This is a genomic window from Saccharothrix texasensis (genome assembly GCF_003752005.1).
Lineage (GTDB): Bacteria > Actinomycetota > Actinomycetes > Mycobacteriales > Pseudonocardiaceae > Actinosynnema > Actinosynnema texasense.
The window spans coordinates 6,069,782-6,091,303 of record NZ_RJKM01000001.1 but is presented as its reverse complement, the minus strand read 5'-3'; the positions used below and the strand labels follow the sequence as shown (position 1 = coordinate 6,091,303).

The following is a 21,522-nucleotide window of genomic DNA, read 5'->3' as shown; positions in this document are numbered from 1 at the left end:
GTGCTCAGAGCCATGCAGTTCCACAAGTACGACGTCGTCATCATCGGCGCGGGTGGCGCCGGGATGCGCGCGGCGATCGAGTCCGGCCAGCGCGCCCGCACGGCCGTGCTCACCAAGCTCTACCCCACGCGTTCCCACACGGGCGCCGCGCAGGGCGGCATGTGCGCCGCGCTGGCGAACGTGGAGGAGGACAACTGGGAGTGGCACACCTTCGACACGATCAAGGGCGGTGACTACCTGGTCGACCAGGACGCCGCCGAGATCATGGCGAAGGAGGCCATCGACGCGGTCCTCGACCTGGAGAAGATGGGCCTGCCGTTCAACCGCACGCCCGAGGGCAAGATCGACCAGCGGCGGTTCGGCGGCCACACCCGCAACCACGGCGAGGCGGCCGTGCGCCGGGCGTGCTACGCGGCCGACCGCACCGGCCACATGATCCTGCAGACGCTGTACCAGAACTGCGTCAAGCACGGCATCGAGTTCTTCAACGAGTACTACGTGCTCGACATCTGCATGACCGAGACCGCCGACGGCCCGGTGTGCACCGGCGCGGTGGCCTACGAGCTGGCGACCGGCGAGATCCACGTGTTCCAGGCCAAGTCCGTGGTGTTCGCCACCGGCGGCTTCGGCAAGGTCTTCAAGACCACGTCCAACGCGCACACGCTCACCGGCGACGGCATGGGCATCGTGTTCCGCAAGGGCCTGCCGCTGGAGGACATGGAGTTCTACCAGTTCCACCCGACCGGTCTGGCGGGCCTGGGCATCCTGTTGACCGAGGGCGCGCGCGGTGAGGGCGCGATCCTCCGCAACGGCTCCGGCGAGCGGTTCATGGAGCGCTACGCGCCGACCATCAAGGACCTCGCGCCGCGCGACATCGTGGCCCGGTCCATGGCGCTGGAGGTGCTGGAAGGCCGCGGCGCCGGTCCGAACAAGGACTACGTGCTGCTGGACTGCACCCACCTGGGCGCGGAGGTGCTGGAGACGAAGCTCCCCGACATCACCGAGTTCGCCCGCACGTACCTCGCGGTCGACCCGGTGACCGAGCCGGTGCCGGTCTACCCGACCGCGCACTACGCGATGGGCGGCATCCCGACCAACGTGCACGGCGAGGTGTTGCGGGACAACGACCACGTCGTGCCCGGCCTCTACGCCGCCGGCGAGTGCGCGTGCGTGTCCGTCCACGGCGCGAACCGGCTCGGCACGAACTCGTTGCTGGACATCAACGTGTTCGGCCGCCGCGCGGGCATCGCCGCCGCCGAGTACGCGTTGGCGCACGACCACGTCGACCTGCCCGAGAACCCCGCGGCGCAGGTCGAGGCGCAGGTGGCGCTGGTGCTGTCCGAGCACGGCCAGGAGCGCGTGGCGGACATCCGCACCGAGCTGCAGGCCACCATGGACGCCAACGCGTCGGTGTACCGCACCGAGGACACGCTCAAGACGGCGCTGCACGACGTGCAGGCGTTGAAGGAGCGGTACCAGCGGATCACCGTGCAGGACAAGGGGAAGCGGTTCAACACCGACCTCCTGGAAGCCGTCGAGCTGGGCTTCCTCCTGGAGCTGGCCGAGGTTCTCGTCGTGGGCGCGCTGGCGCGCAAGGAGTCCCGCGGCGGTCACGCGCGCGAGGACTACCCGAACCGCGACGACACGAACTTCATGCGCCACAGCATGTACTACAAGCAGGGCGACGGCTTGGCGGCCGACATCCGGCTCGACTACAAGCCCGTGACGTTCACCCGGTACCAGCCGATGGAGCGCAAGTACTGATGACCGCTACCGCTGAAGTGTCCACCGGCTCGCGCGGCGACCAGCCCCCCGTGCCGGACGGCGCGATCACCGTCACCCTGAAGGTGCGCCGGTTCAACCCCGAGTTCGACGACGAGCCGCGCTGGGACTCGTTCGAGATCCCGGCCCTGCCGTCGGACCGCGTGCTGAACCTGCTGCACTACGTGAAGTGGTACCTCGACGGGACGCTGACGTTCCGCCGGTCGTGCGCGCACGGCATCTGCGGGTCGGACGCGATGCGCATCAACGGCGTGAACCGGCTGGCGTGCAAGGTGCTGCTGAAGGACCTGCTGGCGTCCGGTGGCAAGCCCACCACGATCACCATCGAGCCCATCAAGGGCCTGCCGGTGCACAAGGACCTGCTGGTCGACATGGAGCCGTTCTTCGAGGCGTTCAAGGCGGTCAAGCCGTACCTCATCACGTACGGCAACGAGCCGACGCGTGAGCGGGTCCAGTCCATCGCCGACCGCGAGCGGTTCGACGACACCACCAAGTGCATCCTGTGCGCGGCGTGCACCACGTCGTGCCCGGTGTACTGGACCGAGGGCTCGTACTTCGGCCCGGCGGCGATCGTGAACGCGCACCGGTTCATCTTCGACAGCCGGGACGAGGGCGCCGAGGAGCGGCTGGACATCCTGAACGACGTGGACGGCGTGTGGCGCTGCCGGACGACGTTCAACTGCACCGACGCCTGCCCTCGCGGCATCCAGGTCACCAAGGCCATCCAGGAAGTCAAGCGCGCCCTCCTCTTCAAGCGCACCTGACCCCCCGCGCGTGTCCTACGTTCGGAACACGCGTGTCCTACGTTCGTGCACCCCATGTTGAACGCTCAGAACACCGGCTCGGTGTTCTGAGCGTTCAACATGCCTGTTCAGAACGTAGGACACGCGTGACGCGAACGTAGGACACGCGGGTTAGAGGGATTGTTGGCGGGCGCGGGCGGCGCGGGCGGCCTTGGCGCGGCGGTTGCGCAGGTACATCACCAGGCCCAGGAGCAGGCCCAGGCCGGCGACGGCGGTGATCGGGCCGCCGACGTTGCCGAACGCGGTCTCCATGGCGGAGGGCTGGGTGCCGTCCGGCGTGGTGTTGGCGACCTCGCCCACACCCGCGCTGGTCGGCGTCGGCCGGGCCTCGGTGGTCTTCTTCTTGGCCTGCGGCGCGCCCTCGACCAGCCGGCCGACCGGGTTGCCGGACGCGGCCGGTTCCAGGGCGAAGCCGTAGTCGAGCAGGCGGGCGGCCTGGTCGGTCATCCGGATCGGCTGCTGCTGGCCGCGCAGCAGCACGACGACGAGCCGCTTGCCGCCGCGCTCGGCCGCGCCCACGTAGGTGTGCTGCGCGTCGTCGGTGAAGCCGGACTTGCCGCCCAACGCCCCCTCGTACGTGGTCAGCAGCCGGTTGTCGTTGACGACCGGCACGGTCCCGCCGCCGTTGGGCGCCGGGAAGTCGATGCGCTGCGTCATCACGGCCTTGACGAAGTCCGGGTACTTCATCGCCTCGCGGTAGATCAGCGCCACGTCGTAGGCCGAGGTCGACGTGCCCGGCGCGTCCAGCCCGGACGGCGTCACGGCCCGCGTGTCCAGCGCGCCCAGCTCGGCCGCCAGGGCGTTCATCTTCCGGATCGCCGACGGCACCCCGCCCAGCCGACGGGCCAGCGCGTGCGCCACGTCGTTGCCCGAGGCCATCACCAGCGCGTGCAGCATCTGCTCGACGGTGTACTCGGCGCCGCTGCGCAGACCCACGCAGGTGCACTCCTGCGCCAGGTCCTCCGGGGTGGCCGTGACCGTGGCGTCGGGCGGCAGCTCCTTGGCCACCACCATCGCCAGCAGCACCTTGATCACCGACGCGGGCCGCTGCCGGCCGTGCGGGTCGAGGGCCGCCAGCACGGCGCCGCTGTTCATGTCGGCCAGCAGCCAGCTCTCGGCGGTGATGCCGTCCGGGGGCACGGGCGCGTTCGGTGGCAGCACGAGGCCGCACTCACCGAGGCGCTGTCCCCCGATCGGGCTCTCCGGTACCTCGATCGGCGGTGGGGGCTTCTCGCCTGGCGCCACCTGTTCGGACGTGTCCACCGGCGGGGGCGGTGACACCTTGTTCTCGCAGGCCGGCTGTGCCGACGCGACCGGTGCGGCCACGAACGACGCGCCGGCCATCAGCGCGCAAGCAGCCAGGACCAGGGCAACGGGCCGTCGGAACGCGGAGGAACGCACCTGCCCAGGCTAGCCACCCCGGATGAGTGACCTGCACCCGCCACGTCGGATACTGCTCCGGTGAAGCTCTCCCGAGGCATGTCCGTCTTCCTGTCCGCCTTCGGGGTGTGGTCCTGGGTGATCTGGCCGACCTTCCTGCGCAACATCTGGAAGGACCCCCGTTCGTGGGACGGCGGCCCGACCGCGTTCTTCACCGTCCACCTGCTGCTCGTCGTCGCGTCGCTCACGTTCGGCACGGTCATCGGCGTGTTGGGCGTGCGCGGGCTGCGGGCGGCCGGCAGCGCCAAGAGCGAGTAACCCACCACACCTGGAGGCTCCGCCGTGGAGTTCGTGCGCCTACTGCTGGTGTTCCTGCACCTGCTCGGCATGGGCATGCTGATCGCGATGTTCTTCGTCCAGCGCCGGGTGGGGGCCGACGCGCCGCTGAACAAGGGCTGGCTGCACGGCAGCGCGTTGCAGCTGCTCACCGGCGTGGCGCTGATGGGCCTGGCCCCGCTGACCGACCAGGACTACAACAACATCAAGATCGGGGTGAAGCTGCTGGTCCTGGTCGTCATCGCGGCGCTGGTCGCGGTCAACCTGAAGAAGAAGCCCGCCGCCTGGCTCGCGCCCGTCCTGGCCGGCCTGGTCGTGCTGAACGTCGGCATCGCCGTCTTCTGGACCTGAGCCGCCCACTGGGCCTGGGCCGACCGGCGCTCAACGCCGCCGGAACAACGCGCCCAGCAGCAGCCCCGCGCCGACCAGTCCGACGGCGGCGCGGGGGCTGGGACCGGACCGCACCTCCACCACCGGCCGGATCACCGCGGGCGGCGGCGGCACGATCGGGTCGCGCAGCAGGTTCTCCCGCGCGGTGGCCGTCCAGGCGGTGATGAACAGCAGCGACTGGGCCACCAGGTTCGCGAAGAACAGCACACCGATGATCGGGCCGAACGCCGCGCCCGCCGGTGACGAGGTGACCGTGCTCAGGTAGAGCGTCCCGCCCTGCTTGAGCACCTCGAACACGAACGCCGCGGCGGCCGCGCCCTTGGCCGCGCTGCGCAGGCTGAACGGCTTGCGCGGCAGCTTGGCCAGCACCCACAGGAACACCAGCCAGTTCGCCACCAGGCCGAGCACGATCGTGCCGATCTTCAGCAGCGCCTCGGCCCACCAGACGCCGTCCAGGCCGACCCACCGCAGCACCAGCTCGGCCAGTCCGCTGCCCGCCGCCGTCAGACCGAACGACACCACCAGCGCCGCACCCAGGCTGACCAGCGCCAACAGGTCTTTCACCATGGTCTTGAAGAACGGCAGGTCCTCCTTGGCGTGGCCCCACTGCGCGGTCAGGGCGTCACGCAGGTTGCTCATCCACCCCAGGCCGGAGTAGGCGGCGGTGAGCAGGCCGAGCACGCCGACCGTGCCCTTGGAGTCGATGGCCTGCTGCACCACTTCGTTGATGGTGTCGCCGAGCGCGCCCGGCACCGCCTCGGCGATGGAGACCTCCAGCTCGTCGAGCAGCTCGGGCTGCGAGGCGAGCACGAAACCGGCGACCGCGAACCCGATCATGAGCATGGGCACGAGCGACAGCACGCTGAAGTAGGTCACGGCCGCCGCGTAGTGCGCCCCGTAGCTCTCGCTGTACCGGTCGGCGGCGCGGAGCAGGTGGTCCAGCCACGGCTTGCGCCGGCGCAGCCGGTCGAGCTTCGACTCGTCGGTCCCACCCTTTTCCGCCACACGGAAAAGTTAGTGCGTCAGGTGATCAGTCGCCACTCGACAGGAACCCGATCCGGTCGTAGGCCCGCGCCAACGTCTTCGCGGCCACCGCGCGCGCCCGTTCCGCGCCCCGGGCCAGCACCTTGTCCAGCTCGGCGGTGTCGTCCAGGTACTCGGCCACCCGCGCCTGGACGGGCGTGACGAACTCGGTGAACACCTCGCCGAGGTCCTTCTTCAGGTCCCCGTAGCCCTTGCCGTCGTAGTCGGCGACCAGCGACTCGACCGTGCGCCCGGTCAACGCGGAGTAGATCACCAGCAGGTTGCTCACGCCGGCCTTGCGCTCCGGGTCGTACACGATCTCGCGGCCGGTGTCCGTGACCGCCGACCGGATCTTCTTGGCCGACCGCTTCGGGTCCTCCAGCAGCTCGACCACGCCCGCCGGCACGGACTTCGACATCTTCGACGTCGGGTCCTGCAGGTCGTAGATCTTGGCCGTGTCCTTGACGATGTAGGGCTCGGGCAGCCGGAACGTCTTGCCGTAGCGGGTGTTGAACCGCTGCGCCAGGTCGCGGGTCAGCTCCAGGTGCTGCCGCTGGTCCTCGCCGACCGGCACGTGGTGCGCCTGGTAGAGCAGGATGTCCGCGGCCTGCAGGATCGGGTACGTGAACAGGCCGACGCCGATGGCCGCTGTCGTCTGATCGCCGGCTCCGCCCGCGGTCTGCCGCGCGGACTTGTCCTTGAACTGGGTCATCCGGCTGGCCTCGCCGAAGCCGGTCAGGCACTGCATGACCCACGCGAGCTGCGCGTGCTCGGGGACGTGCGACTGCACGAACAGCGACGAGCGGTCCGGGTCGATGCCGAGCGCGAGCAGCTGCGCGGCGGACACGCGGGTGTTGCGGCGCAGCACCTTGGGGTCCTGCTCGACGGTGATGGCGTGCAGGTCGACCACGCAGTAGAACGCCTCGTGCGTCTCCTGCAGCGCCACCCACTGGCGCAGCGCGCCGAGGTAGTTGCCGAGGTGGAACGAGCCCGCGGTCGGCTGGATGCCGGACAGCACGCGGGGGCGGCTCACCGGGGCCTGAGCCGGAGCCGGGTTCTCGGCAGGCAGGCCTGCGACCTCGCCCGCGGTGTTCTCCACAGAGTTTTCGACAGCCACGGGAGGATTCTCCCAGGCCGATCAGACCCCGGTGGTGGCGGGCCGCACGTCGGTCGCGTCGCCGCCGTCGACGACCGGGGTGATGACGACGGGCTGGTTCGCCGCCGTGCGCACCACCGCCGTCCGGCGACGCCGGACCAGGCCGGCCACCAGGCCGATCGCGCCGAACGCCACCGCGGCGATGCCGACCGGCGCCTCGAGGGAGACCGGAGCCGCCACCGCGCCGTCGGCCGCGACCGCGACACCTTCGACGACCAGGGACGACGCCACGCCCAGGACCAGACCCAGGACCGCACCGCGACCGCGCACCGCCCAGCCTCCTCACCAACACCGTGCCACTCCACCGAGGAGTGAACCTGGTTGACGGACGGCCGCGAACCTACCGAAGCTGTTGGACTGGTGTGTCCGGCTCGGGTAAACGCGACCGGCGGCAGACTAACCACAACCGCTCCCGCGCGTCCCCGCAGGGGGTTACCTCACGGCGTCGACTCGGCCATATGTCGTAGTGCGCTGCCGGGCCGGGCGGCCTGCCAGCGCGGCGGTGGCGTGCAGCTCGCCGGCCGTGCGGGCGGAGCCGTGCTCGGAGCCCGCCATGCGGCTGATGGTCTCCTCCATGAGCGTGCCGCCGAGGTCGTTGGCGCCGCCCCGGAGCACCTCGGCGGTGCCCTCGTCGCCCAGCTTCACCCACGAGCACTGGACGTTGTCCACGCGGCCGTGCAGGGCGAGCCGGGCGAACGCGTGCACGGCCCGGTTGTCGCGCCGCGTGGGGCCGGGACGGGCCACGCCCGCCAGGTAGATCGGCGCGTTGCGGTGCACGAACGGCAGGCCGACGAACTCGGTCAGGCCGCCGGTGCGGTCCTGCAGGGCCGCCAGCGCCCGGAAGTGCCCCAGCCAGTGGCCGGGGTGGTCGACGTGGCCGTACATCATCGTGGACGACGAGCGCAGGCCCACCTCGTGCGCGGTGGCGACCACGTCCAGCCAGGTCGCGGCGGGCAGCTTGCCCTTGGTCAGCACCCAGCGCACGTCGTCGTCGAGGATCTCGGCGGCCGTGCCGGGGATGGTGTCCAGGCCCGCGGCGCGCAGCTCGGTCAGCCACTCGCGCACGCTCACGCCCGCCTTGGCCGCCGCGCTGACGATCTCCATCGGGCTGAACGCGTGCACGTGCATGCCCGGCACCCTGGTCTTGATCGCGCGCACGACGTCGGCGTAGTACGTGACCGGCAGCTTCGGGTCGATGCCGCCCTGCATGCAGACCTCGGTGGCGCCCGCGTCCCACGCCTCCTGCGCGCGGTCGGCGACCTCGGCCACGGACAGCCGGAACGCGTCGGCGTCGCGCTCGCGCTGGGCGAACGCGCAGAACCGGCAGCCGACGTAGCAGACGTTCGAGAAGTTGATGTTCCGGTTGACCACGTAGGTGACGTCGTCGCCGACCACCTCGGCGCGCAGCTCGTCGGCGAGCCTGGCCATGGTCTCCAGCGCCGCGCCGTCGGCGGTGAGCAGCGCCATGGCGGCGTCCGTGTCGTCCAGCAGCTTCCCGGGGCTGTCCGCGGCGAGCCTGAGGGCGCGGGCGGTGTCCTCGGGCAGCCGTTCGACCGCCTTGGGGACGGTCAGCGACGCCCAGTCGCCGTAGACGCTGTCGAAGTCGCCGCGCCGGTCCTCCGTGCGGCCCTCGGTGTCGATGGCGGTGTTCAGGTCGGCCCGGCCGTAGGTGTCCAGGCCGCCGTCGGGCTCCTGCCACTCGCGGCCGACGACCGGCGCGTCCGGCTCGGCCAGGCCGTCCTCCCGGGCCAGCGCGGACACGTGCGCGGTGAGGCGGGTGTCGATCCACTGCCCGGCGGTCGCGGTCACGTAGCGCGGGTACACGGCCAGGCGCTCGCGCAGCTCGAACCCGGCCGCGCGGGTGTGCTCGGCCAGCACGTCGACCTGGGGCCACGGCCGCTCGGGGTTGACGTGGTCGGGCGTCACGGGCGAGACGCCGCCCCAGTCGTCGATGCCCGCGCGGAGCATCAGCCCGAACTCGCCGCCGACCAGGTTCGGCGGCGCCTGCACGCTCGTGGACGACGGCATGACCAGCCGCGCCACCGCGATCGTGGCGGCCAGCTCGTGCAGGTCGGCGTCGGGCATGCCGCGCATCGCGGTGTCGGGCTTGGCCCGGAAGTTCTGGATGATCACTTCCTGCACGTGCCCGTACTGGCGCGCGACGCCGCGCATGGCCAGCAGGGACTCGGCGCGCTCGGTGACCGTCTCGCCGATGCCGATCAGGATGCCGGTGGTGAACGGCACGTTCACCCGGCCCGCGTCGGTGAGCACCCGCAGCCGGACCGCGGGCTCCTTGTCGGGGCTGCCGTAGTGCGGGCCGCCCTTCTCGCTCCACAGCCGCTCGGCCGTGGTCTCCAGCATCATCCCCATGCTGGCCGCGACCGGGCGCAGCCGCTGCAGCTCCTCCCAGCTGAGCACGCCGGGGTTGAGGTGCGGCAGCAGGCCGGTCTCCTCCAGCACCGCGATCGCGCTGGCCCGCACGTAGTCGAGCGTCGAGGAGTACCCGCGCGCCTCCAGCCACTCCTTCGCCTGCGGCCACCGCTCCTCCGGCCGGTCGCCCAGCGTGAAGAGGGCTTCCTTGCAGCCCTGCGCGGCGGCCCGGCGGGCGATGTCGAGCACCTCGTCCCGCTCCAGGAACGCGGCGGGCAGCTTGTGCGGGACCGTGGCGAACGTGCAGTAGTGGCAGCGGTCCCGGCACAGGCGGGTCAGCGGGATGAACGCGTTGCGGCTGTAGGTGACGACACCCGGCCGCCCTTCGGCCAGCAGGTGCGCGTCACGCACCCGGCCGGCGGCGGCCAGCAACGACTCCAGGTCGTCACCGCGGGCGTGCAGCAGCACGGCGGCCTCGGTGACGTCGAGCACCGCGCCGTCGGCGGCACGGCGCAAGGCGCGTCGCATCGACGACGCGCTGGGCGTCGGCTCCGGCGGGGTGATCGAGAGGTCCACGGCCACGACAACGACACTAGGTGCGGAAAATTCCTGATCACGCCCAGTGTGATGTGCGACACGAGGCGCGGTCGGGTCCTCTTCGGCGGTCGGCCGGCGGGCTCGTCACCGGACCGGCGACCGCCCGGCGACGAGGAGCTCGGTGTTGCGGTCGGTCACCGCGCCGACGGCGTTCGCGTTGGCGTGCGGGTCGTTGAACGCGAACTCCCGGGCCAGCGACGCGAGGCCGCGCGGCGAGGTGTCGTCGTAGTCGGCCTGGTAGGGCGCGTCACCCTCGATCAAGGTCGTGAACAGGGACAGCGTGCCGTCGCCGTTGTCGGCCAGTTCGATGATGCGGGCGTGCTGCGGGTGGTCGACGTGCGCGGCGGTGTTGATCTCCCAGAACGCGCGGTCGCCCGTGCCGTGCGGGACGATCCGGTTCTCGTGGGTGTGGCCGTTGACCCAGGCGACGACGTTCGGGAACCGGCCGAGGAGGTCGACGAGCGCCCGGCCGTCCAGCCGCGGGTCGAGCGGGCGGCGGCGGTCGGGCAGGACGTTGCCCATGGTCCAGCTGGTGTGGTGGCTGAACAGGATGAACAGCTCGTCGGTGACGTCCTGGCGGTGGGTGAGGCCGAGGACGTCGTAGTAGCGCGAGCTGCCGCGTTTGAGGGTCCGCTCCAGCCAGAGGTACTGGTGCAGGCCGATCGAGCCGTCGGCGAAGCCGCCGGTGGTCGTGGTGTCGAGGCTGACGCCGGTGACGCCGGGCGCGATCGGGAACGTGTAGAAGACGTCCACGCCGTCGGCGTTGTCGTCGGTGAAGCCGTGGCCGTGCGGCCCGGGGCCGGTGTGGCGCGGGTCGAGGTGCGCCTGGACGAACTCCGCGGTGGTGAACGGGCGGCGGCGGGCGTCCGGGGTGACCGTGCGGACCAGGCCGCCCTCGGCGACGACGGCTGCCGCGTCCAGCACGTGCGCGGGGTCGGTCATGGCCCTGGCGAGGCGCCGCGCCTGGTCGGCCGAGAAGCCCGTGATCTTGCGGTTGGCGGTGTAGAGGCCGTCGACGAGCGGGATGCCGTCGGGCAGCGTGCCGACCACGCTGTCGTCGTGGTTGCCGAACGTGCAGTACCACGGGACGCGCAGGCCGGGGCTGTCGAACGGGCGGATGGCGGCGTCGAGCAGGCCCGGCAGGTGCGGGAAGCCCTTGGCCTTGTAGTCGTCGAGGAGGGTGGAGCCGGGGTTCCAGTAGGCCGTGACGCCGGAGTCCTGCACGCCTTCGTAGCGGGCGGGGTCACCGGTGTTCGCGGTGATCCGGCCGCCGTTGAGGACGGTGAGGAACCAGTCGAGCTCGACCAGCTCGTGGTTGTCGGTGTTGTCCCCGGTGGTCATCGTGAAGTCGATCGGGCGGCCGGTGAACGGGCCGGTGCGGATGGCGTTGACCCGCTGGACGAGGGCCGTCGACGTGTGCTGGGCCAGCGTCTCGTGCGCGCGGAAGGCGCCGGCGCCCAGCAGCGGGTGGGTGTACTCGAAGCGGGCCGGGCTCTGCGCGTCGACCATGTGCATGTCGGTGAACTGGACGAAGCAGGCCAGCGCCGTGCGCCGATCCGCCCGTCCCGCGCCGGGCGCCGCCAGGTCCGACCGCACCACCGACGGCCACCCCGGGCCCGCCTGCAACCTGCGGTAGCCCCTGCCGCCGACCGCGGCGGCCGCCGCGTCCACCGTCGTGCCGGTGGTGGCCGCCCACGCGGGCCCACCCCACAGCAGCACCGCCCCCGCCGCGCCCGTCGCCTGGAAGAAACGCCGCCGGCTGATCCCCATCGAACGCTCCCGGTGTCTCGGTGAGGTGAAAATTTCTCACGAACCGGGGAGCGCGTCACCAACTCGGGGTGAAGTGCGGCCGAACGAGCGAAGTCGATCGTCGGGTTGACCGATTCCGTTGCCGTGCAACGGATCAGCCTCGCCCCGGCCACCCGTCGAGCCGCACCGGCACGGAGGGGTCGCCCGGAGATCAGCGGACACCGGACCCACCCCGCCGACCCGAGCCGGCCGCAGGGCGCGGCTCAGCCGGGGACGACCGTCACGGACGCGTGGTCGGACCGGCGCTCGGCCAGTCGAAGCTCACCGTGACCGGCGCGTGGTCCGACCAGCGCTCGGCGTAGGTCGCGGCACGCTCCACCACGGCGGAGGTCGCCGAAGCGGCGATACCCTCCGTTGCGCACACCAGGTCGATCCGCCAGCCCGAGTCGTTGTCGAACGCCTTGCCGCGGTAGGACCACCAGGTGTACGGGCCCGTCACGTCCGGGTGCAGGGAGCGGACCACGTCGACGTAGCCCGCCTCGCCGAAGACCCGGTCCAGCCAGGCGCGTTCCTCCGGCAGGAAGCCGGAGGACTTCTGGTTCGTCTTCCACGCCTTCAGGTCCTCGGCCCGGTGGGCGATGTTCCAGTCGCCGCACACCAGCACCTCGCGCCCGTCGGCGGCGGCCTTGTCGCGCAGCTCCACCAGGTACGGCAGGAACGCCGCCATGAACCGGTCCTTCTCGTCCTGCCTCGGCGTGCCGACGTCACCGCTGGGCAGGTACAGCGACGCCACGACCACGTCGGCCAGCTCGACCTCGACGTACCGGCCCGAGTGCTCGAACTCGGGCACCCCGAACCCGATCCGCACGGCCTGCGGCGCCTCGCGCGTCAGCACGGCGACCCCGTTGCGCCCCTTGACCTCGGAGTACGCGTGCGCCACGTGCCAACCCCCCGGCGAACGCACCTCGTCCGGCAGCTGCCCGGGCTCGGCGCGCACCTCCTGCAGGCACACCACGTCGGCCGTCGTCGCGGCCAGCCACTCGAGGTAGCCCTTCTTCGCGGCGGCGCGCAGCCCGTTGACGTTGATCGAGGAGACGGTCAGCACCCGGGCAGCCTAACCGCGATCGGCGACCGCCCAGCCGTGCGGGTACTCGGCGCCGCAGCCCGTGCAGGACGCCGACAGGCCCCACATCAGCACCAACGGGCTGCTGCCCTCGGGTGAGGGCACCCCGGCCAGCTCGTGCCCGTCCACCACGGCCCGCAGGCCGGGCCACTCCGGCTCGCACGCGCAGGTCACCACGCCACGCCGGAACGACCGCCACTTGAAGAACATCGGCCCATCAGATCACGCGCAGCCGCTGTCCGAGGTGGGCGTCACGAACTCGGCCTTCACCCACCGCCCGTCCGACAGCAGCCGGAAGCCGTTCTCGATCCTCGGCTCGGCCCGCACCACCGCGTCACGCGGCATGGTCGCCACGATCGGCTGGGTGTCGGCCGGCCCGGACCGCACGTTGAGGATGTCGGCGATCACCGTCACCCGGCACTCGGCGCCGGCCGTCTCCTCCACCCCGAGCTTCTTGCCGTCGTTGGCGACGTACATCAACCCGGCCGCCGCGAGCACACCCACGACGACCATGCCGCGCACCGGAATCCCGAACATCACGCCTCCCGACACCTCTGCCGAAGTGCAGATATAGCGCGAGCGGGCAGGTCACGGGCCGGTCGGCGGCACATTCCACCCCACCGGGGATCCGGACGGGTGACACCGTCACGCAACGGCGCGGGAGCAGGAACGGATCAGGGGACCGCCCGGAGGCGGTCCCCTGATCACGCGAGCCGGAGGGCGGGCGTCAGCCGGCCATCTTCTTCTGCAGGTTCTCGTCCAGCGTGCCGAGGAAGTCCTCGGTGGTCAGCCACTCCTGGTCCTTGCCGACGAGCACGGCGAGGTCCTTGGTCATCCGGCCGCTCTCGACGGTCTCGACGATGACCTGCTCCAGCGTCTCCGCGAAGCCCGTCACCTCCGGCGTGCCGTCCAGCTTGCCGCGGTGCTTCAGGCCACCGGTCCACGCGAAGATCGACGCGATCGGGTTGGTGGACGTCGGCTTGCCCGCCTGGTGCTGCCGGTAGTGCCGGGTGACGGTGCCGTGCGCGGCCTCCGCCTCGACGGTCTTGCCGTCCGGCGTCATCAGCACCGACGTCATCAGGCCCAGCGAGCCGAAGCCCTGCGCGACCGTGTCGGACTGGACGTCGCCGTCGTAGTTCTTGCACGCCCAGACGTAGCCGCCCTCCCACTTCATCGCGGCGGCCACCATGTCGTCGATCAGGCGGTGCTCGTAGGTCAGGCCCGCCGCGTCGAACTGCGCCTTGAACTCGGCCTCGAACACCTGCTGGAAGATGTCCTTGAAGGCGCCGTCGTAGGCCTTGAGGATGGTGTTCTTCGTCGACATGTACACCGGGTAGTTGCGCTGCAACCCGTACGAGAACGAGGCCCGCGCGAAGTCCTCGATGGACTTGTTGAAGTTGTACATGCCCATGGCCACGCCGCCGTCGGGGCCGTAGTTGGCCACCACGTGCTTGATCGGCTCGGAGCCGTCCTCGGGCGTGAACGTGATGGTCAGCTCGCCCGCGCCGGGGACCTTGAAGTTGGTCGCCTTGTACTGGTCGCCGTGGGCGTGACGGCCGATGATGATCGGCTTCGTCCAGCCCGGCACCAGCCGCGGGATGTTCGAGATGATGATCGGCTCGCGGAACACCACGCCGCCGAGGATGTTGCGGATCGTGCCGTTCGGCGAGACCCACATCTTCTTCAGGCCGAACTCCTCCACCCGCGCCTCGTCGGGCGTGATGGTGGCGCACTTGACCCCGACGCCGTGCTTCTTGATGGCGTTCGCGGAGTCGATGGTGACCTGGTCGTCGGTGGCGTCCCGGTGCTCGATGCCCAGGTCGTAGTACTCGAGGTCGACGTCCAGGTACGGGTGGATCAGCTTGTCCTTGATGAACTGCCAGATGATCCGCGTCATCTCGTCGCCGTCGAGTTCGACGACGGTCCCCTGAACCTTGATCTTGCCCATACTCAGGGCGCTCCTCTCGCGACAATGCAAGCAAGACAAGCGTACTGCTATGTCGGGTTGCTTGCGGCCACCCGGGCGAAAAAGGGAACGGCGTCACATCTGCGCCGAGGCCGTGACCGCCGGTGGCACGTGTGGTCTCCCGGCCAATACAACCAGCCGCGCCGACGGGCCGCCGCACGGGGACGGCCCGCGGCGGCGGCCGGCGACACTCGAACACGCGTTCGCGGAATGCTCCCGCCCGGGGGCCGGACCCGGCTAATCTCGAACCGCACGAGTGATCAAGGGGGCAGCGTTGTCGACGGGTCCGACCCACGCCATGAGCGGTCTGCTGGCCTGGGCGGCGGTGACCGCGATGGCCGAGAACCACCCCATCGGCCAGCTCACGCCGCAGAGCTGGGCGGTCGGCGCGGTGCTCGCCACCGGCGCCGCCCTGCTGCCCGACCTCGACCACCCGTCCTCGACCATCTCGCGCACGTTCGGGCCGGTCAGCGCGGGCGCGTCGGCCCTGATCAACACGATCAGCTCGTTCGTCTACCGCACCACCCGCACCCGCAAGGACTCCAACCGCGACGGCGGGCACCGAGGCCTGACGCACACGCTGGCGTTCGCGCTGGCCTCCGCGGTCGGCACGACCGCCGTGGTGCAGCAGTCGCAGAAGTGGGCGCTGCCCGCGCTGATGTTCGTGTTCGCCGGCCTGGCCGTGCGCGGGATCATGAACGACTGGTGCCCGCAGAAGGACGCCCTGCTCATCACGGGCGTCTCGGCCGCCATCACGGTCGCCTGCGTGGCCTGGACGGCGCAGACGCCGGCCAGCGCGGCGGCGTGCGGCATCGCGGTGGGGGTCGGGTGCTTCGCCCACTACCTCGGCGACGCGATCACCGAGCAGGGCTGCCCGATCCTGTGGCCGATCCCGCTGATGGGCAAGACGTGGTTCCCGGTCGCGCCGCCGAAGATCATGCGGATGAAGACCGGCGGCACGGTCGAGATGGCGATCGTCGGCCCGCTGATCACGATCCTGAGCGTGTGGCTGTCCGCCGCCGCGCTCCAGCAGGCGGGCGCGCTCCCGTTCCTCGAAAGTTTCGACCTGCTGCCCATCTGAGTTTCAGATACCGGCCATTCGGCGGCTACCACTTCATCACCCGAACGGACTAGCCTCCAGCGAAATCCTGTCCCGCGCCGATCGCGCCGAGGAGGACTTCGTGCCCCACCCCACGCACGACAACGTTGTCGAGGCGGCCGGATGACCACCTGGCTCGGCCTCAACGCCGGTCATGACGACCGGTCGACCGCGGACGCTGTCGCCGTGTCGCTGTACGAGACGTTGCTGTTCCACGCCCAGCTGGTGTGCGTCCACGAGGTGGAGGGACGGCACGCGATGTCGTTCCGGCTCACCGAGGAGCCGTCGGAGAACACCGTGTCGACGCTGATCGAACGCGGCTACGGCGTGGCGGTGCACAACGGCTCGCTGCAGACGCTCGCCGGACCCGAGGAGCTGACCCGGGGCGCGCTGCGGGCGGCGTTGGCCCACCGCGACCGGCGGGAGGGCCGGGCGCTGCGGTTCCCCGGCCAGCGCGCGCTGCGCGGCCGGTACGGGGTCTCGGACATCCTCGCGTTCAGCGCGATCGAGGAAGTCCTGCCGCACGGCACGAAGAGCGTGGACGCGCGCGGCGACCTGCAACCGACGTTCGTCAACGGCAGGCTGGTGCTGGACTGCGGCTGAAGCCGGTCGTCAGCCGGGGTGCGCGCCGACGGTGTCCTTGATCTCGGCGCCGAGGCGGTCCGCGCTGCGCGCGCAGTGGGCGCAGCAGAAGAACCGGCCGCGCACCTCGACGCCGTGCCCCAGGATGCGGCAGTCGCAGTGCTCGCAGCGGGGCGCCAGGCGTTGGATCGCGCACTCGAAGCTGTCGAACGTGTGCACGCCACCGCCGACCGTGCGGACCTCGAAGGCCATCCAGTAGTCGTTGCCGCAGACGTCGCAAGTCGCCATGGCCGAAGGGTGCGCCGACCGGCGGGCACCGGCAACTCGAACCCCGCGCACCGCCCGGACTGCGCCGGCGGCTCGAACCGGCCTCGAAACCCCCGCGCGCACGGGAGTCGCACCGAGCGGACCAGGCCGGACTCGAACCGGCGTCCTCCCTCCCAGGGGGAGGGCGCGTCAACCACTGCGCTACATGGTCCCGAGCCGGGCCGGATTCGAACCGGCGTCCTCCCTCCGAGCAGGAGGGCGCGACAACCACTGCGCTACCGGGCTCGGTCCAACACTAACCATGACCACGGCCCCGGAGACAGGGCCGCTAAGGTCTGCCCTCGTGCGCGGAGTCGACTACTACGAACTCCTCGGGGTCGGCCGCTACGCGTCCGAGGCGGAGATCAAGTCCGCTTACCGCTCCCTGGCCAAGGTCATGCACCCGGACGCGGGCGGGTCCTCCGGCACCTTCCGCATGCTGCAAGAGGCATATGACACCCTGCGTGACCCGGCTCGCCGGCGGGACTACGACCGCGGCTGGTCGTTCACCCGTCCGGGCGCACGGCCGACCTCGCCGACCCGTCCGCCGCGCTCCGGTCGGACCGGCCGGTTGCGCAACTTCGGCGACGACCCCGACTTCGTACCTCCGAAGCCCGTGGTGGACCTCGGCGGCGTCGCGTGGTGGCACCTGGTCGACGTCGCCCAGCGGGTCCGGTACGTGCCGGCCGCCGGTCCGGGGCACGCGCCCGCGCTGGCGGCCATGTGCGGCTGGTTCTTCCTGCTGCTGCCCGTGGTGGTCGTCGACTTCTCGCCGCTGGCGCTCGGCGTCTGGCTGCTGGTGGTGGCCGCGGCGGCGACCGCGGCGTTCCGGCTGGTGCGGCGGTACCTGGCGGCGATCCGGGCCGACCGGTCGTTCACGCTGGACCACGACACCGGCGTGGTGCACGGGACCACGGACGACCGGGTCTGCGAGCGGCTCACCGCCGAGCTGCTCAACCAGTACCTGACCCGGCTGCCCGGCGCGCGGATCTTCCACGGCCTCGCCTGGCCCGGCTCGGTGTTCGCGGACGTCGACCACGCCGTGCTGTGCGGGCGCAAGCTGGTCCTGATCGAGTCGAAGTCGTGGCTGCCCGGGCACTACGAGGCCGAGGACGACGGTTCCGTGTGGCGCAACGGCCACCCGTTCCGGGGCGGCGGCATGCGGATGCCGCGCAGCCTCGCGGTGTACCGGAAACTGCTGCCGTGGCTGGACATCCGGACCGCGCTGCTGGTGTACCCGAGCCGCGAGGGCGTGGTGACCACCGAGGAACCGGCGGACGCCATCGTGCCGCCGATGACGCCCGCCCAGTTCGTCGAGGAGATCGGCGACTGGCTGGCCGAGGACCCGGCCACGGTGGACCGGGAGGCGTTGCGCCTGCTGGTCGGCCAGGTCGTGCCGATCGTGCGGACCGCTAGCTGAACACGCCCATCTCCCAGAGCGAGTAGCCGTACGGGGTGGCGCGTTGGAACGCGTACAGCTTCACGTAGCGCGCGCTCGTGTCGAGCACGATCTCGTCCGTGCCGCCGTCGGCGGCGTAGTCCTCGTGCACGGTGGTCCAGGTCGTGCCGTCGGACGAGACCTGGAGCTGGTACTGGCGGGCGTGCGCGGCCTCCCAGTCGAGCCGGACGCGGCGGACCGGTCGCGTCGAGCCGAGGTCGACCCACAGCGAGTGCTGGTCGGTGAACGCGCTGCTCCACCGGGTGGCCGGGTCGCCGTCGAACGCGTGGGCCGACGGGTGGGCGGCGCTCTCGGTGGTGGTCGACCAGGACTGGCGGCCGAGGGCGAGGTTGCCGCCGCCGCCGGTGAGCTGCCCCTGGTTGACCGCGCGCGGTGAGGCGTAGGTGGCGCGGACGGCGCTGTCGGGGTTGAGCTGCTTGTCGTCGAAGAACTCCGGCCACGCCATGAAGTACGACCAGTCGGGTTGGGACGCCAGCTCGGCGGGTGACGGGACCTTGCCGACCTCGGCCAGCGCCAGCGGCTTGCCCTGGGCCAGCGACCTGAGGGTGTCGTAGTAGGTGGCGGCGGGCCAGAAGCTGTTCCACGCGTCGAGCGACACGACGTCCGCGTACGCCGGGCCCGGGTAGTAGTCGGCGATGCCGGCCGGGTCCAGGTCCTTGACGTTCCAGACCCACGCCAGGCCGGTCAGGCCGCGGGTCCGGACCAGGTGGTCGTGGGTGAGCTGGTAGAGGCGGCGGCTGCCGCTCGCGCCGGGTCGCCCGCCCCACCAGGACCAGCCGTCGTTCATCTCGTGCAGCGGCCGGAACAGCGGCTGCACGCCGGCGTCGAGGAGTCGGCGCAGGAACGGCACGACCTCGTCGAGGCGCGACTTCCAGGCGTTGTTGAGGGCGGTGCCGTCGGTGACCAGCTGCGCCCACTGCGCGTCGGTGAGGTCGTCGTTCACGCCCGCGTCCCAGCCGCAGGCGGTGGGTCGGGTGGGCGGGCAGACGTGCCAGGTCAACGTGACGAGCGAGCCGTTGCGCCACTCGGTCAGCGCCTGGTCGACCATGGTCTGGCGGTGGGTGACGTCGTCCTGCGCGAAGAGGAAGTCACCTCCCCACAGACCGGGGTAGGCGCCGGTGATCGCGTGGACCTTGGCGGTGTGGCGGGCGGGGTCGGAGTTGGGTTCCTTGTTGTGCATCCCGGTCACCGTGCGGCTGCCGGTGATCCGCTTCAGGTAGTCGACCACGGGGGTCGGCGGCGGTGCGGCCGCGGCGGTGGCCGCGGGTGGGGCGAGGGTCACCAGAAGTAGGGCTGCCAGCGTCATCGCTGTTCGCACTGCGTCCTGCCTCTCGAAGGGTGGCGGCCTTCTGAGCGTGGCGGCGGGTTGGGTGGACGGTAGCGATTAACCGGTTAAGCAGTCAACCGAATGGCGCATGTCCCGGCGGGCGCCGGCGGGCTACGTTTCGGCGAGCCCACGGGAGGAGCCGGCTGTGCAGATCGACGTCTTCAACGAGATCCAGGACCCCCGCCCGTGGCAGGAGGGCCACCAGCACGCGCGCATCACGGAGGCGTTGGCGCAGGCGAGGCTCGCCGACGAGCTCGGCTACGGCTGCTGGTGGCAGGTCGAGCACCACGGCGCCGACGAGTTCAGCCTGTCGTCCGCGCCGGAGCTGATGCTGGCCGCGATCTCGCAGCAGACGACGAGGATCAGGCTGGGTCACGCCGCGGTGCTCGCGCCCGCGCGGTTCAACCACCCGATCAGGGCAGCCGAACGTGCCGCGATGCTCGACCACCTCAGCGGCGGGCGGCTGGAGTTCGGGCTCACCAGGTCCACCGCGCCGGAGTGGCGGCTGTTCGGCGTCGACCCGGCGGACGTGCGGCGGCAGACGCAGCAGGCGTTCGAGATGATCCCGCGGATGTGGACGTCGGAGCGCTTCTCGCACTCCAGCGAGGACTTCGAGATCCGCGACGTGCCGATCGTGCCCAAGCCGCTGCAACAACCCCACCCGCCGCTGTGGCAGGCCGCGGCCAGCCCGGCGTCGTTCGAGGAGGCCGGGCGGCGCGGCGTCGGGGTGCTCGGCACGACCATCTGGGAGTCCGTCGAGCGGGTGCGCCGGATGGTGGGCCTGTACCGGGCGGCGGCCGAGGCGTGCACGTCACCGGTCGGCTCGTACGTCAACAACCAGGTCGCGTTCTTCACCTTCGTGCACTGCGCCGAGACCGACGAGCAGGCGATCCGCAACGGCGCCATCGCCGCGGCGGCCTGGTACACCGTCAAGGCGCTGACGTTCTTCGAGGCGGCGGACGCGTTCGTCGACACCGTCCGGCGGCAGGAAGCGCTGCTGAACGACCCCACCGGCGGCGGCCTGACCGGCGACTTCCTGCGCGCCGAAGCCGCCGTCGCCACCGGCCCGAACCGCGCCCAGGTCGTCATCGGCCGAGTGCTGCAGGGCGACGACGTGGAGCCGGAGGAGATCTTCGAGGCGCTCAACGAGCAGGACTCGCTGATCGTGGGCAGCCCCGAAACGTGCCGCAAGAAGCTGCGCGTCTACGCGGACATGGGCATCGACCGGCTGATGGCCTTCCACCAGGTCGGCAGCCTCAAGCACGAGGACGTCATGCAGAGCCTGCGCCTGGTCGGCGACCTGATCCCCGAGTTCGCCAAGTGAGGTCGCGGGGTGTGGTGGGAGGATGGCGCGCATGCCGAAGAAGCTGCGCCTGACCGGTGACCCGGCCGCCGACAAGCTGTTGAGCGACGACCCGTTCGCCTTGCTGGTGGGCCTGTTGCTGGACCAGCAGTTCCCGATGGAGCACGCCTTCGCCGGACCGCGCAAGATCGCGGACCGGATGGACGGGTTCAGCATCACCAAGATCGCCGAGACCGACGTGGAGGCGTTCGTGGAGCTGTGCGTGCAGCCGCCCGCGATCCACCGGTACGGCGCGTCGATGGCACGTCGGGTCCACGCGCTCGCGCTGCACGTGATCGAGCACTACAAGGGCAAGGCGGCGAACATCTGGAAGGCCGGCAAGCCGGACGGCCGGGAGGTGCTGCGCCGGGTGAAGGAGCTGCCCGGGTTCGGCGACCAGAAGGCGCGGATCTTCGTCGCGCTGCTCGGCAAGCAGCGCGGGGTGACGCCGGACGGGTGGCGGGAGGCGGCCGGGGCGTACGGCGAGGAGGGCTCGCGGCGGTCCATCGCCGACGTGACCAGCGCCGAGACGTTGGCCGAGGTGCGGGCGTTCAAGAAGGCGGCGAAGGCGGAAGGCAAGGCCGGCGGCCCGGTGGAAGCGAAGACCGGAGCGACGGTCGGAGCGAAGACCGAGGTGAAGGCCGGGACGAAGACCGGGGCGAAGGCGCCCGCCAAGGCCCCGGCGAAGGGGAAAGCGGCGGGTAAGGCGGCGGCGAAGGGCTAGAGTCCCGG

20 protein-coding genes, 2 tRNA genes and 1 pseudogene are annotated in these 21,522 nt (G+C 71.2%); 9 read left to right on the top strand and 14 right to left on the bottom strand.

Annotated features, from left to right (window positions below; genetic code table 11):
* The first annotated feature begins 12 nt into the window (after positions 1 to 12).
* Positions 13 to 1,764 carry a succinate dehydrogenase flavoprotein subunit gene (sdhA, locus tag EDD40_RS26975; protein ID WP_123745403.1) on the top strand — a complete coding sequence of 584 codons (1,752 nt, stop codon included), beginning with the start codon at positions 13 to 15 and terminating at the stop codon, positions 1,762 to 1,764.
* Positions 1,764 to 2,546, top strand: a complete 783-nt coding sequence (locus tag EDD40_RS26970; protein WP_123745402.1) for a succinate dehydrogenase iron-sulfur subunit — start codon at positions 1,764 to 1,766, stop codon at positions 2,544 to 2,546. The genes sdhA and EDD40_RS26970 overlap by 1 nt, the downstream gene beginning before the upstream one ends.
* A gap of 150 nt (positions 2,547 to 2,696) precedes the next feature.
* On the opposite strand, the gene EDD40_RS26965 is transcribed toward EDD40_RS26970, so the two are convergent.
* A complete protein-coding gene (locus EDD40_RS26965; RefSeq protein WP_123745401.1) occupies positions 2,697 to 3,986 on the bottom strand; it encodes a D-alanyl-D-alanine carboxypeptidase family protein in 1,290 nt (429 codons plus the stop codon).
* A 60-nt stretch (positions 3,987 to 4,046) separates the two neighbouring features.
* Here EDD40_RS26965 and EDD40_RS26960 point away from each other — a divergent pair, with 60 nt between their 5' ends.
* Both EDD40_RS26960 and EDD40_RS26955 read left to right on the top strand, forming a co-directional pair.
* Positions 4,047 to 4,283: an SCO4848 family membrane protein gene (locus EDD40_RS26960; RefSeq protein WP_123745400.1), complete on the top strand. Its 237-nt coding sequence runs from the start codon at positions 4,047 to 4,049 to the stop codon at positions 4,281 to 4,283.
* A gap of 24 nt (positions 4,284 to 4,307) precedes the next feature.
* Positions 4,308 to 4,652 carry a hypothetical protein gene (locus EDD40_RS26955; protein ID WP_123745399.1) on the top strand — a complete coding sequence of 115 codons (345 nt, stop codon included), beginning with the start codon at positions 4,308 to 4,310 and terminating at the stop codon, positions 4,650 to 4,652.
* 30 nt (positions 4,653 to 4,682) lie between these two features.
* Here EDD40_RS26955 and yhjD read toward each other — a convergent pair whose 3' ends face one another.
* The 9 genes from yhjD to EDD40_RS26910 form a co-directional block, all read right to left on the bottom strand.
* Positions 4,683 to 5,696, bottom strand: a complete 1,014-nt coding sequence (yhjD, locus tag EDD40_RS26950) for an inner membrane protein YhjD (RefSeq protein ID WP_123745398.1) — start codon at positions 5,694 to 5,696, stop codon at positions 4,683 to 4,685.
* 25 nt (positions 5,697 to 5,721) lie between these two features.
* On the bottom strand, positions 5,722 to 6,783 hold the full coding sequence (gene trpS, locus EDD40_RS26945) for a tryptophan--tRNA ligase (protein WP_170185461.1): 1,062 nt from the start codon (positions 6,781 to 6,783) through the stop codon (positions 5,722 to 5,724).
* A 69-nt stretch (positions 6,784 to 6,852) separates the two neighbouring features.
* On the bottom strand, positions 6,853 to 7,140 hold the full coding sequence (locus EDD40_RS26940; protein WP_123745397.1) for a hypothetical protein: 288 nt from the start codon (positions 7,138 to 7,140) through the stop codon (positions 6,853 to 6,855).
* A gap of 162 nt (positions 7,141 to 7,302) precedes the next feature.
* Positions 7,303 to 9,822, bottom strand: coding sequence for a bifunctional FO biosynthesis protein CofGH (locus EDD40_RS26935; protein ID WP_123745396.1), 2,520 nt, complete (start codon positions 9,820 to 9,822; stop codon positions 7,303 to 7,305).
* A gap of 99 nt (positions 9,823 to 9,921) precedes the next feature.
* Complete coding sequence (locus EDD40_RS26930) at positions 9,922 to 11,607, bottom strand: TIGR03767 family metallophosphoesterase (protein ID WP_123745395.1); 1,686 nt, start codon at positions 11,605 to 11,607, stop codon at positions 9,922 to 9,924.
* A gap of 259 nt (positions 11,608 to 11,866) precedes the next feature.
* Positions 11,867 to 12,691 (bottom strand): exodeoxyribonuclease III, encoded by an 825-nt coding sequence (locus EDD40_RS26925; RefSeq protein ID WP_123745394.1) that lies wholly within the window; start codon positions 12,689 to 12,691, stop codon positions 11,867 to 11,869.
* Positions 12,692 to 12,700: 9 nt separating this feature from the next.
* The gene (locus EDD40_RS26920; protein ID WP_123745393.1) at positions 12,701 to 12,919 is read right to left on the bottom strand and encodes a hypothetical protein; all 219 of its coding nucleotides are present in this window, start codon (positions 12,917 to 12,919) and stop codon (positions 12,701 to 12,703) included.
* A gap of 12 nt (positions 12,920 to 12,931) precedes the next feature.
* The gene (locus EDD40_RS26915) at positions 12,932 to 13,246 is read right to left on the bottom strand and encodes an SH3 domain-containing protein (protein WP_148088925.1); all 315 of its coding nucleotides are present in this window, start codon (positions 13,244 to 13,246) and stop codon (positions 12,932 to 12,934) included.
* Between the two features lie 190 nt (positions 13,247 to 13,436).
* Positions 13,437 to 14,657, bottom strand: coding sequence for an NADP-dependent isocitrate dehydrogenase (locus EDD40_RS26910; protein ID WP_123745391.1), 1,221 nt, complete (start codon positions 14,655 to 14,657; stop codon positions 13,437 to 13,439).
* A gap of 292 nt (positions 14,658 to 14,949) precedes the next feature.
* Between EDD40_RS26910 and EDD40_RS26905 the strand changes: the two genes are divergently transcribed.
* Positions 14,950 to 15,756, top strand: coding sequence for a metal-dependent hydrolase (locus EDD40_RS26905; protein WP_123748301.1), 807 nt, complete (start codon positions 14,950 to 14,952; stop codon positions 15,754 to 15,756).
* Positions 15,757 to 15,897: 141 nt separating this feature from the next.
* Complete coding sequence (locus EDD40_RS26900; protein WP_123745390.1) at positions 15,898 to 16,377, top strand: hypothetical protein; 480 nt, start codon at positions 15,898 to 15,900, stop codon at positions 16,375 to 16,377.
* A gap of 9 nt (positions 16,378 to 16,386) precedes the next feature.
* Here EDD40_RS26900 and EDD40_RS26895 read toward each other — a convergent pair whose 3' ends face one another.
* From EDD40_RS26895 to EDD40_RS26885, 3 genes are all read right to left on the bottom strand, one after another.
* The gene (locus EDD40_RS26895) at positions 16,387 to 16,644 is read right to left on the bottom strand and encodes a Prokaryotic metallothionein (protein ID WP_123745389.1); all 258 of its coding nucleotides are present in this window, start codon (positions 16,642 to 16,644) and stop codon (positions 16,387 to 16,389) included.
* 117 nt (positions 16,645 to 16,761) lie between these two features.
* A tRNA-Pro gene (locus tag EDD40_RS26890) sits at positions 16,762 to 16,835 on the bottom strand.
* A tRNA-Ser gene (locus EDD40_RS26885) sits at positions 16,836 to 16,909 on the bottom strand. It lies immediately after the preceding tRNA gene.
* Between the two features lie 57 nt (positions 16,910 to 16,966).
* On the opposite strand from EDD40_RS26885, the gene EDD40_RS26880 reads away from it, so the two are divergent.
* A complete protein-coding gene (locus EDD40_RS26880; RefSeq protein WP_123745388.1) occupies positions 16,967 to 18,082 on the top strand; it encodes a J domain-containing protein in 1,116 nt (371 codons plus the stop codon).
* Here EDD40_RS26880 and EDD40_RS26875 read toward each other — a convergent pair.
* Positions 18,075 to 19,427: a glycosyl hydrolase gene (locus EDD40_RS26875; protein WP_170185210.1), complete on the bottom strand. Its 1,353-nt coding sequence runs from the start codon at positions 19,425 to 19,427 to the stop codon at positions 18,075 to 18,077. The genes EDD40_RS26880 and EDD40_RS26875 overlap by 8 nt on opposite strands.
* Before the next feature lie 166 nt (positions 19,428 to 19,593).
* Here EDD40_RS26875 and EDD40_RS26870 point away from each other — a divergent pair, with 166 nt between their 5' ends.
* Complete coding sequence (locus EDD40_RS26870) at positions 19,594 to 20,772, top strand: LLM class flavin-dependent oxidoreductase (RefSeq protein ID WP_123745387.1); 1,179 nt, start codon at positions 19,594 to 19,596, stop codon at positions 20,770 to 20,772.
* A gap of 31 nt (positions 20,773 to 20,803) precedes the next feature.
* Positions 20,804 to 21,373: pseudogene (locus EDD40_RS26865) on the top strand (HhH-GPD-type base excision DNA repair protein); the annotation flags it as partial.
* Positions 21,374 to 21,522: the final 149 nt, after the last annotated feature.